Genomic DNA, 14,652 nt, shown 5'->3' on the forward strand with positions numbered 1-14,652 from the left:
ATGTCGGTTTTCCGGGTTCTGGAGACCGTGGCTGGCCGAGGAGGCAGAAGTGGCCGGAAAGTGTCGACGTTGTCAGCCCAGTGCGGCCCCGCCGCGCCACAAGGGAGAGTTCCGTGAACGTCGCACCATCGGTGAACGAGCCTCGAGAACGGCAGGTGGCCACACTGGTCATGGCCTGTCTCGGGATGTTCGCCGCCTACCTGCCGGTGACCACCGTCTCGGTGAGCCTGCCGGCCATCCAGAGCGCGTTGCACGCGTCGACCTCCCAACTGACCTGGGTGTCGTCGGCGTTCCAGCTCCCCATGGCCGCTTTCATCCTGACCGCCGGGGTCTTCGGTGACGTACACGGCCGAAAGAAGGTGTACCTGACAGGCCTCGCGTTGGCAGGCGCGGGAGCCGCGATCGCACTGTCGGCGCAGTCGATCGAGGTTCTGTGGGTCGGTCAGGCGTGCGCCGGGCTGGGCGCCGCCGCGTTGCTGCCGTCGACACTGGCGCTGATCAGTCATGCCGTACCCGATCCGCGCAAACGCGGCATGTTCGTCGGGCTCTGGGCGGCGTCCCTGATGGCCGCGCTGGCCGTCGGCCCGTTGATCGCCGGTGTGATCCTCGACCACACCAGCTGGCGCTGGATCTTCCTGCCGGCCATACCGGTGGCGGTCGTCACCCTGGCGGTCGCGGCACCCCTGGTGACCGACTCCCGAGCTCCCGGTGAGCGTCGGCTGGACTGGCCCGGTCAGATCACCGCGGCGGTGACGATCACCGCGCTGGTCTACGGCGTCATCGAGGGCGGTGCCGCGTCGTTCACGGAGGGCCGGGTGATCGCGGCTCTGTCACTGGCCGTGGTCGGCGCCCTCACCTTCGTCCTGGTCGAGCGGCGCAGCACCGACCCGATGCTCGACCTGTCGCTCTTCCGTAGCGCGGCCTTCAGCGCTACGGCTCTGATCGCCATGATCACGTTCCTGGGGCTGATCGGTTTCTTCTTCGTGCTCAGTCTCTACCTCGGCCTGGTGCAGCGCCTCGACACCCTGCACGCGGGTTACCGGTTGCTGGTCGTCAGCGTGATGTCCCTGGTCGTGGGCGCGCTGGCAGGCCGTCTCATGCACCGGATCCCGCCCCGAGCCATGATCACGACCGGCCTGCTGGTCACCGCGGGGTCGCTGTTGTCCTTGACCGCGATCGACGCCGGGACCGGATTCGGTCCGCTGGCCTGGCGGCTGGCCCTGCTCGGCCTCGGCCTCGGCCTGGTGATCACCCCGATGACCGCCACGGCGGTCGCGGCGGTGCCGCACCACTTGGCCGGTATGGCGGCGGCGGGCAACAACGCCTTCCGGCAGGTCGGCGCTGTCCTCGGCCCGGCCGTGCTGGGCACCCTGCTGACGACGAAGAGCGCCGACACCCTGCCCGGCCACCTGCGCGACGCCGGCCTCACCGGGCCGGTGGCCCAACGGATCACCGACGCCGTGGACGCGGGCGGCCTGGGAGCGGCGGCACGGGTGAACCTCGGCCAGGACACCGGCCGGGCCATGGGCGCGTTGGGTGAGGCCTTCCTCGACGGCCTCTATCTGTGCCTGATCGTGGCCGCGTGCCTGGCCCTGGTCGCCGCACTCGTCGGCGCGGTACTGCTGCGGACTCCGCAGCGCACCATGACGCCTGTGGCCGGCTCCGCGGATCAGGTGGCACGCGAGGACGCCGGGCCTTTCGTCGAGTCCGGGTCCGAGTTCGAGCCGGTGCTGGTCGGTGCTCATGCCCAGGGCCGGTCGGGCGGGCCTGATCAGCGGTTCGGCGCGGCCGGCTCCGCAACCGGTGATGACACGTTCGTCCCTGACGATGGGCGGGGTCCCGCCCTGTACGGCCGGATACTCGAGACGGGCGGGGAGGCCGTCGAGGGAGCCACGCTGACGCTGATCTCACTGGGCGGGCGACAACTGGGCCGGGCCGTGGCGCCTCCCGGAGGCCACTACCGTCTGGACGCACCGAGCGCGGGATCGTACGTGTTGATCGCGGCGGCCCAGGGCCACCAACCACACGCGTCCACCCTGGTGGTGGGGGAGGAGCCGCTGTCGCACGATGTCCTGCTGTCCGCGAACAGCGGGTTGGCCGGCACGGTCGTCACCGCCGGAGACGGGGTGCCCGTGCAGGGTGCGACGGTGGCGGTGACGGACGTGCGGGGAGAGGCGCTGGCCGCCGAAACGACCGACGCGGCAGGTGCGTTCGCGTTCGGAGAGCTGCCGCAAGGTGATGTCACGGTGATCGTGACCGCGGCGGGATTCCGGCCCGCTGCTCTGCCGGTGCGGGTGTTCGGCCCTCGACTCGCCCGTCTGGACGTGGCGTTGTGGCCGGGGGCGGTTCTTCGGGGCATCGTGCGGGCGGGCGCCGATCGCCGGCCGCTGACCGACGCGCGGGTCACGCTCGTGGACAAGGCGGGCAACGTGATCGGCACGGCGACCACCGGGTCCGACGGTGGCTATGCCTTCGCCGACCTGGACGCGGGCGACTACTCGGTGATCGCCGGCGGCTATCCGCCGGTTGCCATGCCGATTGCCGTGGACGGGCCGGGACGTGAGCTCGACCTGGAACTGGCCCATCCGGAGAGCTGAGCCGGCCACCTGACCAGCGGGCCCTTCCGAGAGGCAGGGCAGCCGAACGTACCGGACCGGGTCGCGGCGAGGGCATGGAGCGGCCGGTACCGGTATGGGGCGCGTCCGTGGGGACGGGAAGGCGCCCGCTCGTGGTGCCGGGCCCCCCCACCCCCCGGGGCCCCCCACCCCCCCCCCCCCCCCCCGCGCGGGGGGGGGGGGGCGGCGGGGGGGGGGGGGGGCCGCCCCCGGGGGGGCCCCCCCCCCCCCCCGGGGGCCCCCCCCCCCACGACACCCGACCTCGGCGCGAGCGAGGGCCGGGGTCAGCGGTTCGGTTCGTAACTGAGTTGCTTGACCTGGCGCAGGATGAGCGCCGACTCCACCGCTTGGATGCCGTCGAGGGCACCGATCCGCTCGCTCAGGTAGGTGTACAGCTCGCCGGGGCTTCGGAAGTGGACGGAGGCGACGATGTTGGCCTGGCCCGTGGTGGCGGACGCGAAATGCACCTCAGGGTGTGCGGCGAGGCTGCGGCCGACGTCGGCGAGCGCGCGGGGTGCCACGGTGAGCCAGAGCATCGCGCCGACACCCTGCCCGAGAGGCCCGTGGTCGTACTGCACGTCGAAATAGAGCACGCCGGTGGAGCGCAGGGTCTCGAGCCGCCGGGTGACCGCCGACTCCGACTGGCCTGTGGCCTTCTGCAGGTCGGTGAGAGTGGCCCGACCGTCGATGCGGAGCATCGCGAGCAGCGCCTTGTCGGCCGTGTCCAGAGTGACGGGGGCATCGAGCGACACCGGAGCCGGCAGTCGCAGAGCGGTCTCCTGGCCGGGGGTGAGCGCGTTGGACTTGTTCAGCCGGCCGAGTGGGCCGCCGTAGAAGGAGTGCAGCAGGCAGTGGGCGGTCACCGTGACGATCTGCGGGGTGCGCTGGAGCCGGTCGAAGAGCAGTTCGTCCCGCTCCTTTCGGCTGCGTGGTTTCATGCCGCACACGACCTCGGTGCCACCGGAGATGAGATTCACGTAGAGCGTGTCCGGGCGCTTGGCGAGTGCGTCCGCGAGCTGTTCCGCCACATCCGGGGTGCAGTGCATGCGTACGAGCCAGCTCTGGAGGCCGAGGCGGTTCTCGTCCGTCGCGCCGAGCACCCGCACGTTGACGGTGCCACGCAGCCGTCGGTACCGCCGGGCGACGGTCTGGTCGGAGACCCCGAGGACGGCGGCGATACGGCTGAACGGGGCGCGCCCGTCGAGCTGCAGCGCCTGCATGATCTGGAGGTCGAGAGGATCGAGTGTGGGGACGCCCACCGGTTCTCCTTCGGTCAGGGGCGGAACGCGCCGCGGGAAGCGCGGAACAGCACGAGCGGTGAGCAGCGCGTGCGGCGCACCCGGGCCCGCCTCCCCTCCGGAACGGGACCGGTCAAGGCTCCCGGACCGCGTCAGTCACCTCATCGAGGAGTGCCCTCAGCTGCGAGGTCTTCTCGCGACCGAGCTTCTCGGCGATCTGCTGTTCGATCTCCACGATCACGGCATCGGCATCGCGCAGGATCTCGCGGCCGGCGTCGGTGAGGTGCAGCTCCTGCACGTGGCGGTGGCGCGGGTGCTGTCGGCGTTCCAGGTGGCCACGCTCCTCCAGGCGGGCCACCTGGGAGGCCACTGCCTGCGGGGTGACGTTCAGGCGGCGGGCCAGTTCCGCGCCGGTCAGACCGGGATCGGAATGGACGTTGATCAACAGGGTGTACTGCGCGGCCGCGAGACCCAGTGGACGCAGCCGCTGGTGCTTCCAGGCCTGGGCAGCCCACTCCGCCCGCCGCATCGCCCAGGTCACCCGGTCCAGTGCGTCGGCAGCGATCGGCAGTTCGTCGTCGTGTCTCACGCCGCGAGAATACGACACCTGGGCAGACACCAAATGCCTGATCAAAGCCAACTACCTTACCGCTGGCTCTCCTTGAGGGACCTGCCGCGGCTCAGTCCTCGCGGACCGTCTCGCCCACCCGGTCGAGCAGTGCCCGCAGCTGCGCTGTCTCCTCCGGGCCGAGACCACCGACGATCTGGAGTTCGATGTCGGCGATCACTTTGTCGGCCGCGCGCAGTACCTCGCGCCCGGCATCGGTGAGATGCAGCTCCTGCACATGCCGATGGCGCGGGTGCTCGCGTCTCTCCAGCTGCCCGCGGCTCTCGAGCCGCGCCACCAGAGAGGCGACGGCCTGTGGGGTCACGTTGAGGCGGCGGGCCAGCTCGGCGCCGGTCAGCCCCGGGTCGGAGTGCACCGACATCAGGAGTGTGTAGTGCGAGGCCACCAGGCCCAGCGGGCGCAGCCGCTGCTCCTTGAGTGCTTGTACCGCCAGTTCCGTGCGGCGCAACGCCCAGGTCACCCGGTCAAGAGCGTTGGGCCCGATGAGCTCTTCATTGTTTCGTGTCACGGGAGGAGGATACGACACTTCATGACTATCAAGCGTTTGACATAACCCCAGTAGCTGAATAACACTGAACCCATGACTCGTACCATCGCTTTGATCACTGGCGCCTCCTCCGGCATCGGCGCCGCCTACGCCCGGCTCATGGCCGACGACCACGACCTCGTCCTGGTGGCGCGACGCGCCGACCGGCTCGCCGACCTCGCCGAGGAACTCCGCGCCCGCGGCGCAGCCGTCGAGGTGCTGCCCGCCGACCTCATGACCCACGACGGCATCACCGCTGTCACCGACCGCCTGGCCGCCGGGGACGTACACACGCTGATCAGCAACGCCGGCGCCGGCGGCTACGCCCCGCTCATCGACGTCGAGTCGGCCGACATCGACCGCCTGCTCACCCTCAACGCCGTCGCTCCCGTCAAGCTGGTGCACGCCGCACTTCCCGGAATGCTCGCGGCAGGCGAAGGTGCCATTGTCACCGTCGCCTCGCTCCTCGCCTTCAGCGCGGGTCTCAAGGACCCGCGAGCACCCCGGCGCACGTTGTACGTCGCCGCGAAGGCCGCCACCGTGGGCTTCACCCGCACCCTCGCCAACGAACTCGCCGACACTGCGCTTCGCGTCCAGGTGTTGTGCCCCGGCGTTGTGGCGACCGAGTGGAACAGCGGTGCCGGTCACAACATCCCCTGGGCGATGACGCCCGAGGACGTGGCGTCGGCCAGCCTGGCCGGCCTGCGCCTGGGCGAGACCGTCTGCGCCCCCGGTCTGGAGGGTGGGGACTCCACCCTGGACGCCTTGCTCGCCGCGGAGACCGCTTTCGTCGCGGGCGGCAACCAGTCGGCACGCGCGGCTCGCTACGCGGATGTGCGCGCTTAGGGCAGTCGTGAACGGCGGGCAGGTGATCGCTTCCTGCCCGCCTGCCCCGAGTTCGGCGGCCTGCAGAGCTTTCCGAGCCGGATCCAGGACAGGTCACCGAGACCGCCGTTGGGCATCGGACCACTCCGGAGGAGTCGACGCGCACCTTCGCGGAGCGCGACAGAGATCGGCACGTCCCGACAATCACCGCGCCACCAACAAGGGAGAGCGGACATGTCCGACGAACGTCCCGTCCAAGCTGTGACTCCACCCACTGAGCCCCCGGCCGCAGCCACCCGGCGAAGGTTCATCGCCGCGACCGCCGCTGCCTCAGGAGCCGCCGTGGCCGGCGGCCTGGTCGCGGGACAACCCGCGTCCGCCGCCGAGGCAGCGCCCGGCAGCAGCGCCTCCATGACGGTCGACCGCTCGAAGGACCACCGGAACCCCACGAAGGAGAAGAAGATGCGCATCGTGGCCGTGGAAGAAGCGTTCGCCGTTCCTGGAGCCATCCGGCAGGAGGCGGCGATCCGTGAGCGCACGGACGTGCCGGAGGCGATCAAGCGGGAGTGGTACCGGCGCCTGGACGACATGACCGAGCTGCGGCTGGCGGACATGGACGCCAACGGCGTCGACATGCAGGTTCTCTCGTATGCCACGCCGGGTCTGGAAGTGATCGAGGACCCGGCGGAGGCCGTGGCCGTCGCGCGGCAGATCAACGACTTCCTGGCCCAGGCGGTCGCCCGTCGTCCGAACCGGTTCGCGGGCTTCGCGGTCCTTCCGCTGCAGGACCCGAAGGCCGCGGTCGTGGAGCTGCGCCGGGCGGTGAGGGAACTCGGGCTCAAGGGCGTGCTGTTCAACGACCATGTACGGGGGCACTATCTGGACGAGCCGCAGTTCAGGCCGGTATGGGCCGAGCTGGAGCGCCTGGGCGTGCCGCTGTATCTGCATCCGGCTGCGATTCCGGCCGACAACTGGCGTGTGTTCAACGGGTATCCCGTGCTGGTGGGGCCCTCCTGGGGCTGGACCGCGATGGTGGGCGCCCACGCGCTCCGGCTGATCTACGGCGGCGTGTTCGACCAGTTCCCGGGCGCGTCGCTGATGTTGGGACACATGGGCGAGCTGCTGCCGTTCCAGATGGCCCGGCTCGACAGCCGCTACTCCCAGGTGCCGGCCGAGCAGAGGGTGCGGCACCTGCCCTCGTACTACCTGCGGAACAACGTGTACATCACCACCAGCGGAGTCATGTCCCATGCCGCGCTGCTGGGAGCGGTCCATGCCGTCGGTGTCGACCGGGTCCTGTTCGCCATCGACTACCCGTTCGAGTCCAGTGCCGAGGCGGTGGCGTTCCTGCGCTCCGCACCGCACGCACCGGCCGACCTCGCCCGCATCGCGCACGGCAACGCCGAGCGCATCCTGGGGTTGTGAACCGGTAGCGACGACATAGCCCTGCGGTCCTACCCCCGCGGGCCGACGAGAGGGGGCACGATGCCCAAAGCAGTACGGTTCGCGGAGTACGGCGGCGTCGACGTACTGAACCTGGTCGAGGTCGAACGGCCCACGCCCGGTGCACGCGAGGTGCTCGTCAGGGTGGTGGCCGCCGGGATCAACCCCGGCGAGGCCATGATCCGGCGGGGGGTTCTGCACGAGAGGTTTCCCGCGACCTTCCCGTCGGGCCAGGGCAGCGACCTCGCCGGGATCGTCGAGGAACTCGGCGCAGGAGTCACCGGATTCGCCCTCGGTGACGAGGTCATCGGCTTCACCGACAACCGGGCCAGCCACGCCGAGTACGTGATCGTGGAGGAGAACCACCTCAGCCCTCGACCGGCGGACGTTCCGTGGGAGCAGGCCGGCGCGCTCTTCGTCGCCGGTACCACGGCGTACGCGGCGGTACACGCCGTCAAGGTCGGGCGTGGCGAGACCGTCGTCGTCTCCGGGGCCGCCGGCGGGGTGGGCTCCCTCGTCGTGCAACTCGCGCGGCAGGCCGGGGCCACCGTCATCGGTCTGGCAAGTGAGTCCCACCATGCATGGCTGGCCCGGCAGGGAGTGATCCCGGTGACCTATGGAGAGGACGTCGGCGAGCGCGTCCGCGCCGCGGCCGACGGCACGATCGACGCATTCATCGACACCTTCGGCGCTCCCTACATCGAACTGGCCCTGGAACTCGGCGTACCCGGTGAACGGATCAACACGACCATCGACTTCCCGGGCGCGGCGAAGCACGGCACCAAGGCGGAGGGCAGCGCGGCTGCGGCAAGGGCCGACGTCCTCGGGGAACTCGCCGCGCTGATCGCCGGCGGTGAGCTGGAAATCCCGATCGCCCGCGTCTACCCGCTCGACGAAGTCCGCGACGCCTTCGGGGAGTTGGAACGTCGCCACACGAGGGGAAAGATCGTTCTCAAGCCCTGACGGTGCCTCACCCCCCCGGTTACCGAATCTCTTCGCATACGGAGCATCCGACCGAGGCGCAGAAGCACCCAGGGGCGACTCCGGGAAGCAGCGACCACGGAAAACCCTGGTTCCAGGCGCGCTACTTCGGCGTGGAGGCGGCGATCGGGATCGTCGAGATGTTCGCGAGCCCGTGCGAGGCGATGCCGGACCAGCTTCACGACTCGGGGAACCTGCGGGATCTCTCGCTGCTTGAGCCCTACGGCGTCGTCGCCGCGATCAGGCCGTGGCAGGTGTTCTAGTGCGAGGCGGCCGCCCATGCCGGCGACAAGGTCTTCGAGATCGACAAGGGCGACCTGTGTCGGCGCGTGCCGCGGACGCCGTCGGCGAAGCGTACGAAGGCGCCCTGGATTACGCCCCCGTGGCCGTCGCGCCGGAGAAGGTGGTGTGCGGCCGCACCCACATTCTGGAGATGGATCGCGAACTGCCCTCACACCCCACGCTGTTCAACACGTACGTGCGGGCGCTGGTCGCCGCCTACGACGACGTGACCCTGTCCGCATCCGCCACACAGATGGACTGGGAGGCCGAACTCGGTGTCGTCATCGGGGCCGAGGTCCGGCACGCCGATACGGAGCAGGCGCACGTCGTGTGCGTGGCGAACGGCAGCCCGGAACAGGGGAGCGGTCGTCATTCCCCTTCGCAGACGCCCTCGACAGCGACCTTCTGGTACAGGTGCGGGTAGGCGACGGTCCCGGCAGGGTAGCCCTCCACGTAGGAGGCGAACTCCGGTGTGCCGAGCGCTGCACGGAGATGGTCGGTGGATTTCCAGACCGCGACGTTGGTGAACAGCCGGCTGCCGCCGATGCCCCGGTACAGCTGCACCGAGAGGAGGCTCCCCGACTCCTTCAGGTACTCCGCGTCCGCCGTCCAGGCGGCCACCACCTCGTCCTCCTTGCCTTCCGGGGCGACAATCGTGTTGATGACGGTGACCGGGCCGACCTTCTCCTTCTGCTGGTCGTGGACATGGGTGGACTCGTCGAGCTGTCCGAACTTGAGCATGATTCCTCCATGCAATCGAGGGGGAAGTGGGTCTACCGACCCACAGGGGATTCAAGTGATCCGGGACCGGACGGCGGCCCATCCGCGTGTTGGTGAGTCGTGATCAATGGGCGGTCCGCGTGAGGGCCGGTGGTGTGTTGTCAGGCGTGGTGCTTGGTGAGGAAGTCGGTGATGAGCTGCTGCCACTCCTCGGTCCGTTCCAGCATCGGCAGGTGGCCGGTGGCGATTTCGGTGAGGTGGGCGCCGGGGATGGTGTCGGCGAGTTGGCGGTGGAGGGTGGTGGAGGTGAGGCGGTCGTCGGTGGTGGAGATGACGAGGGTGGGGGCGGTGATGGTGGGGAGGTCGTCGCGGACGTCGAGGTGGCCGACGAGGTCGGTCTGTTCGGGGCTGCCGTCGGCTGCGCCGGCGGCGGCGTAGGCGAGGGTCTGGCGCAGTTGGTCGGTGGGCATGGATTCGAGGGCCTGGGTGCCGAGGGCCATCATGAGCTGGAATTCGGCGAGGAGTTCGCGGTCGCCGGATGCGGCGATCTTGCTCCAGACGGAGGAGGCGAGGGCGAGGCGGTTGTCGCGGTGGGGGAAGGCGGCGGTCAGGACGAGTGCGGTGACGCGTTGGGGGTGGCGGGTGGCGGCGCGGATGGCGACGGGGCCGCCGAGGGAGAAGCCGGAGACGGCGAAGCGGTCGAGGCCTTCCGCGTCGGCGGCGGCGATGAGCTGGTCGGCGAGGTCGTCGACGGACAGCGCGGTGGTGGAGCGGGGGGTGTCGCCGCTGCCGGGGTAGTCGATGCCGACGACGGTGTAGCGGGCGGCGAGGGCTTCCAGGACGGGGCCGTAGGTGCCGGCCAGGCTGCTGCCGGCCCCGTGGGCGAGGAGCAGACCCGGGCCGGAACCCAGACGCGTACGAGCGAACGACGGCTCGATCAGATTCCGAGATGACATGACGATTCACCTTTCACAGGTATAGCGGCCTGCACTAATCATCCAGTGCGTGTGATTACCCTTCATTTTTATCACACGCACCGTATGATTCGAACTGTGACGTCAATCACCCTCACTGTGTGATTCACCTCCGACCGAACCGCCCCATGCCCTGCTGGCCGAGTGGGCGTCGGTCTGGCGATCGGCTTCATGGAAGCTTCATGGGCTGAGTGCTACGTGCTTTATGAGGCGGCTGTTGCCTGGAGGGCATGCACGCACTCCTCGTCCGGCCGGTGGACACCGTTGCTCGCGGGTCCGCTCCGCAGCCGACCGCCGGCCGACGCGGCGACCTTGGCGCCAGGGGGTTCCCACACGTGAGCGCCGGATCGACCTGCCGGCGGCGACCGGCCGGGTCGAGGAACGACTTGGCCGCTTGCGCTCCTCGCTCGGCCTGGATCGCGCGCACGCCCGCCTGAGGGCAGAGCGGTCTCCATTACGGCGGGGACCATCGCCGTCCTGCGCAGGCCCTGCCCGGCCTGGCGGCGGCGCCATGACGCGCATACGTACGACCTGATTCGCACACAGAATGAAGAGGGGAACCAGAATGAACCTGCGACGGAACATCTCGCGTCGAAGGATGATCGAAGGGGCATCGGCCGCGGCGCTTGTCACGGCGGCGGCGGCCACGGTGCCGGCTGCCATGGCCAGTCCGGTGCCGGCATCGTCCGGTCCGGGGCTGCCGAAGGGCAACTGGCGTATCGATACCCACGCGCACTACTCCCCTGACGTGTACAACGACTACCTGCAGCGCTACGGCCTCCTCGGCGCCATCACCGGGGCGTACGGTCCGTGGTCGGTCGATCGGCACGTGGCCTTCATGGACCAGTACCGGATCCAGGCCAGCGTTCTGTCGTTCGGCGACCTCCAGGTCACCGTCGGCCCGGTCGACGACCGGCGCGCCACCGCCCGTGCGGTCAACGACTACGCCCGCGACCTCGTGCAGACCCGTGGTGACCGGTTCGGGATCTTCGCGGTCACCCCGATGCCCGACATCGACGGCTCGGTGGCCGAGGTGGACCGGGCGCTCGGTGAACTGGACCTCGACGGCATCTGCCTGCTCACCAACTACAAGGGCGTCTACCTGGGGGATCCTTCGTTCGCGCCTCTGTACGAGATCCTCAATGACCGCCATGCCTACGTCTACGTCCACCCGACGGGTCCGGAGAACAACCCGGCTCCCAAGCTCTGCTTTGGCCCCGACATCCCGGCCGGCAACAACGTCTTCGAGTACAACTTCGACGCGACCCGTGCGATGACGAGCCTGATCTACAACGGTGTCCTGCGGGACTACCCGAACATCCGCTGGCACTTCACGCACAGCGGCGGCGCACTGCCGTTCCTGGCCTTCCGGCTCGGGACACGGCACTCGGCGTTCCCGCCGTTCAACGAGGTGCTGCCGGAAGGCCCCTTCACGTACATGAAGCGGATGTTCTTCGACAACGCACAGGCGTTCACCGCCGCGCAGTTGCAGCCGCTGTCGTCCCTGGTGCCCGCCGACCACATCATGTTCGGCAGCGACTGGCCGGCGACCCGCCACCTCTACGCGGCGGACAACGTCGAGACGATGCCCTTCCTGAAGGGCAGTCTGCCGAATCTCAAGGCAGGCGACCCCGAACCGACCGTCGATGAGGTCTTCAGCCGGCGCGAGCGGATCGACCTCGAGCGGAACAACGCCCTCGCCCAGTTCCCGAAGCTGCGGGCGCGGATACGCCGCGCCGGCTCGCGCTGAGCCGCCGACCGCACACCAAGCCCGCCGCCCACCGCTCCGCCGCCCCACCGGCGGGCCGCGGGCGGCGCGCTGTGCAAAGGTCGCCGTCGGCCGACGGGAATGCCTCGCCCCGAGGACGACGTCGGCTGCCGGACGAACGCGGCCCGTAGGACGGGAGCCGGTTCGCGCGGGTGCGCTTCGCACGTGGCGGGTCGTCGCTCCTCTTTCCGCCCGGTGACGTGCGGGCCCTCGCCGACTCCCTCATGGAACTGCTCGACGACCCGGCGGCCCGGCGCCGGATGGGCGAGGCCGGCCGGGAGATCGTCTCCGGCCACGACATCCGCCGTACGCTGGCCGCATTCGAGGCCCTCCACCTCCGCGCCGCCTGTCACCCGCGGCCATGACGACCCTCCGCCTCCCTCTTCCCGCCCGGCGATGGAAAGCGAGCACGATGAGTACGCAGCGCGTTCTGGTCGTCGATGACGAACCCAAGATCCGTATGACCGTGCGCGGCTACCTGGAGGCGGACGGGTTCCATGTCGTCGAAGCCGCGGACGGACCGTCCGCCCTGCAGGCGGTCACCCGTGACCGGCCGGACCTCGTGGTGCTCGATGTGATGCTCCCCGGGCTGGACGGATTCCAGGTCCTGCGCCGCATCCGGGAGGCGAGCCAGATCCCGGTGATCATGCTCACCGCCCGGGACGAGGAGGTCGACCGGCTGATCGGTTTCACGACCGGCAGCGACGACTACGTCACCAAGCCGTTCAGCCCCCGCGAACTGGCACTACGGGTACGCGCCATCCTGCGGCGCACCGACAACCGCCCCGAGGCGGCCCACGAGGACGGCGTGCTGCGTTTCGACGGACTGACCGTCGATCCCGAGACACGGACCGTCCTCGTCGATGCCGACCGGACGGTGGAGCTGTCCGCTCTCGACTTCGATCTGCTGTTCGTGATGGCCCGGGTCCCCGGGCGGGTCTTCACCCGGCGCGGGCTGCTGACCCAGGTGTGGGGCGAGGACTTCTTCGGCGACGAGCGCGTCGTGGACGTGCACATCCGCACCCTGCGGCGCGCGCTCGGCGACGACGCGAACGCACCCCGGCTCGTCGGCACCGTCCGCACCATCGGCTACCGGTTCATCGGGCGCCCCGCCTAGCGGCCAGGAAGGACACACGCCCATGCCGCACTCCCGCTTCCCGGCCTACCGCAGGGGCCGTGCGCGGCTGCGCCGAATCCAGGAGCGGCTGTCGCTGCGCAACCGGCTGGTGCTCTCGCACGTCATGGTGCTCCTCCTGGCACTGCTGGCCATGGCGGCGATCAGCGCGCTGATCGAGGTGTGGCTCGGGCTCGACGACGTCGAAGGCGACGTGGTCCTGCAGGTCGGCCTCTTGTTCGGCTTGGCCGCGGCCTTCCCGGCGTCCGTCGCCCTGTCCCGGTTTCTGCTGCGTCCGCTCGACCGGGTGCGCGCCGCGACGCACCGGCTCGCCGAGGGCCACTACGACGACATCCTCGAACTCCCCAGCGAGCCGGGCCTGGCAGCGCTGGTCGAAGACGTCAACACGCTGGCGGCAGCCCTCGCGGACACCGAACGCCGCCGCGCCCGGCTGATCTCCGAGGTCGCCCACGAGATGCGGACCCCCATCACGCTTCTACGCGCCCAGATCGAGGGCATGGCCGACGGCATCCTCCTCCCCGACGAGGCAATGTTCGCCTCCCTCGCCGACGACCTTCACCGGCTGCAGCGCCTGGCGGGCGACCTCTCCAGCCTGTCCCGGTCGGAGGAGGGCGCCTTCGATCTCCACCACAAGCCCACCGACGTGGCCACACTGGCACGGACGACAGCCGAGCGGCTGCGCCCCCAGTACGACGACCAGACGGTGACCCTCACCGTGGACGCAGGCACCCCCGTCGGGGCCTTCTGTGACCCGGACCGGATCACCCAGGTCCTGGTGAACCTGCTCGGCAACGCACTGTCCGCATCCGATCCGCACGGGCATGTGGCGCTGTCCGTGCACACCGAACCGGCTCCCGTGCACCACATGATCGTCCGCGTCATGGACGACGGCATCGGCATCGCCGAACACGACATCGAGCGCATCTTCCACCGCTTCGAACGCATCGAGCATCCCGGCCGCCCCGCCGCCGCAGGCGGCAGCGGCATCGGCCTGGCCATCGCCCGGGGCATCGCCCGAGCCCACGGCGGAGACATCACCGCGGAATCCGCCGGCCTGGGCAAGGGGGCAACGTTCACCTTGCGCCTACCACAGGAACCCGCCCCAGGAGGCAGCATGCCCCCGGCCTCCCCCTGACTCCATCCCCCCCATCGACAACCAGCCGGCCCTCCAACAGGGAACCGGCCATGAACAGCCAGGCCTTCGGCCCGGGTTCGGGCGCAGCTGCAGGAGTGGGCGCCCGCGCGGAGAGCCTGGCTTCATGGAAGCTTCATACGCCCAGTGGTACGTGCCTTATGAGGCGGCTGTTGCCTGGAGGGCATGCACGCACTCCTCGTCCGGCCGGTGGACACCGTTGACCACCCCGCCGTGCGGCACCTGACTACGGCCGTTCACACCGCGCTGCATGAAGGAACGCAGGCCTGTTCACAGCCCGTGCGGGGCCGGGACCGAGTGGCCGACCGTCGGACCGTTCAGTTCCCGACCCAACCCTGGTAAGCCGCCCGGCCGAGGTCCGCTC

15 protein-coding genes are annotated in these 14,652 nt (G+C 69.9%); 10 read left to right on the forward strand and 5 right to left on the reverse strand.

All coding sequences use genetic code 11. From position 1 onward, the window contains the following. Nucleotides 1-170: 170 nt before the first annotated feature. Nucleotides 171-2,597, forward strand: a complete 2,427-nt coding sequence (locus ACH4TV_RS13260) for an MFS transporter (protein ID WP_398397788.1) — start codon at nucleotides 171-173, stop codon at nucleotides 2,595-2,597. Nucleotides 2,598-2,899: 302 nt separating this feature from the next. On the opposite strand, the gene ACH4TV_RS13265 is transcribed toward ACH4TV_RS13260, so the two are convergent. From ACH4TV_RS13265 to ACH4TV_RS13275, 3 genes are all read right to left on the reverse strand, one after another. Then, nucleotides 2,900-3,874: an Lrp/AsnC family transcriptional regulator gene (locus tag ACH4TV_RS13265; RefSeq protein WP_398397358.1), complete on the reverse strand. Its 975-nt coding sequence runs from the start codon at nucleotides 3,872-3,874 to the stop codon at nucleotides 2,900-2,902. Nucleotides 3,875-3,986: 112 nt separating this feature from the next. Then, nucleotides 3,987-4,442, reverse strand: a complete 456-nt coding sequence (locus ACH4TV_RS13270) for a MarR family winged helix-turn-helix transcriptional regulator (protein WP_398397359.1) — start codon at nucleotides 4,440-4,442, stop codon at nucleotides 3,987-3,989. A gap of 91 nt (nucleotides 4,443-4,533) precedes the next feature. Then, nucleotides 4,534-4,989, reverse strand: a complete 456-nt coding sequence (locus ACH4TV_RS13275; protein ID WP_398397361.1) for a MarR family winged helix-turn-helix transcriptional regulator — start codon at nucleotides 4,987-4,989, stop codon at nucleotides 4,534-4,536. Nucleotides 4,990-5,061: 72 nt separating this feature from the next. Between ACH4TV_RS13275 and ACH4TV_RS13280 the strand changes: the two genes are divergently transcribed. From ACH4TV_RS13280 to ACH4TV_RS13300, 5 genes are all read left to right on the forward strand, one after another. Further along, nucleotides 5,062-5,853, forward strand: coding sequence for an SDR family NAD(P)-dependent oxidoreductase (locus tag ACH4TV_RS13280; RefSeq protein WP_398397363.1), 792 nt, complete (start codon nucleotides 5,062-5,064; stop codon nucleotides 5,851-5,853). 213 nt (nucleotides 5,854-6,066) lie between these two features. Then, nucleotides 6,067-7,257 carry an amidohydrolase family protein gene (locus ACH4TV_RS13285; RefSeq protein WP_398397365.1) on the forward strand — a complete coding sequence of 397 codons (1,191 nt, stop codon included), beginning with the start codon at nucleotides 6,067-6,069 and terminating at the stop codon, nucleotides 7,255-7,257. Nucleotides 7,258-7,317: 60 nt separating this feature from the next. After that, complete coding sequence (locus ACH4TV_RS13290; RefSeq protein ID WP_398397367.1) at nucleotides 7,318-8,238, forward strand: NADP-dependent oxidoreductase; 921 nt, start codon at nucleotides 7,318-7,320, stop codon at nucleotides 8,236-8,238. Nucleotides 8,239-8,240: 2 nt separating this feature from the next. Continuing rightward, on the forward strand, nucleotides 8,241-8,519 hold the full coding sequence (locus ACH4TV_RS13295) for an aldehyde dehydrogenase family protein (RefSeq protein ID WP_398397369.1): 279 nt from the start codon (nucleotides 8,241-8,243) through the stop codon (nucleotides 8,517-8,519). A 56-nt stretch (nucleotides 8,520-8,575) separates the two neighbouring features. Beyond that, a complete protein-coding gene (locus ACH4TV_RS13300; RefSeq protein ID WP_398397371.1) occupies nucleotides 8,576-8,962 on the forward strand; it encodes a fumarylacetoacetate hydrolase family protein in 387 nt (128 codons plus the stop codon). Here ACH4TV_RS13300 and ACH4TV_RS13305 read toward each other — a convergent pair. Further along, a complete protein-coding gene (locus tag ACH4TV_RS13305) occupies nucleotides 8,908-9,279 on the reverse strand; it encodes an antibiotic biosynthesis monooxygenase family protein (RefSeq protein WP_398397373.1) in 372 nt (123 codons plus the stop codon). The genes ACH4TV_RS13300 and ACH4TV_RS13305 overlap by 55 nt on opposite strands. Before the next feature lie 140 nt (nucleotides 9,280-9,419). Further along, nucleotides 9,420-10,214 (reverse strand): alpha/beta fold hydrolase, encoded by a 795-nt coding sequence (locus tag ACH4TV_RS13310; RefSeq protein ID WP_398397375.1) that lies wholly within the window; start codon nucleotides 10,212-10,214, stop codon nucleotides 9,420-9,422. Between the two features lie 616 nt (nucleotides 10,215-10,830). Between ACH4TV_RS13310 and ACH4TV_RS13315 the strand changes: the two genes are divergently transcribed. The 4 genes from ACH4TV_RS13315 to ACH4TV_RS13330 all read left to right on the forward strand — a co-directional run bounded on the left by ACH4TV_RS13315 (nucleotide 10,831) and on the right by ACH4TV_RS13330 (nucleotide 14,270). Next, entirely contained in the window at nucleotides 10,831-11,982 is a 1,152-nt protein-coding gene (locus ACH4TV_RS13315) for an amidohydrolase family protein (RefSeq protein WP_398397377.1), read from the forward strand. A 170-nt stretch (nucleotides 11,983-12,152) separates the two neighbouring features. Beyond that, the gene (locus tag ACH4TV_RS13320; RefSeq protein ID WP_398397379.1) at nucleotides 12,153-12,365 is read left to right on the forward strand and encodes a hypothetical protein; all 213 of its coding nucleotides are present in this window, start codon (nucleotides 12,153-12,155) and stop codon (nucleotides 12,363-12,365) included. 47 nt (nucleotides 12,366-12,412) lie between these two features. Continuing rightward, nucleotides 12,413-13,117, forward strand: a complete 705-nt coding sequence (locus ACH4TV_RS13325) for a response regulator (RefSeq protein WP_398397381.1) — start codon at nucleotides 12,413-12,415, stop codon at nucleotides 13,115-13,117. A gap of 22 nt (nucleotides 13,118-13,139) precedes the next feature. Then, nucleotides 13,140-14,270, forward strand: coding sequence for a sensor histidine kinase (locus ACH4TV_RS13330; RefSeq protein ID WP_398397382.1), 1,131 nt, complete (start codon nucleotides 13,140-13,142; stop codon nucleotides 14,268-14,270). Nucleotides 14,271-14,652: the final 382 nt, after the last annotated feature.

Origin of the sequence: Streptomyces sp. NPDC020898 (assembly GCF_044333925.1) — a bacterium.
In the GTDB taxonomy this organism is placed as follows: Bacteria; Actinomycetota; Actinomycetes; order Streptomycetales; family Streptomycetaceae; genus Streptomyces.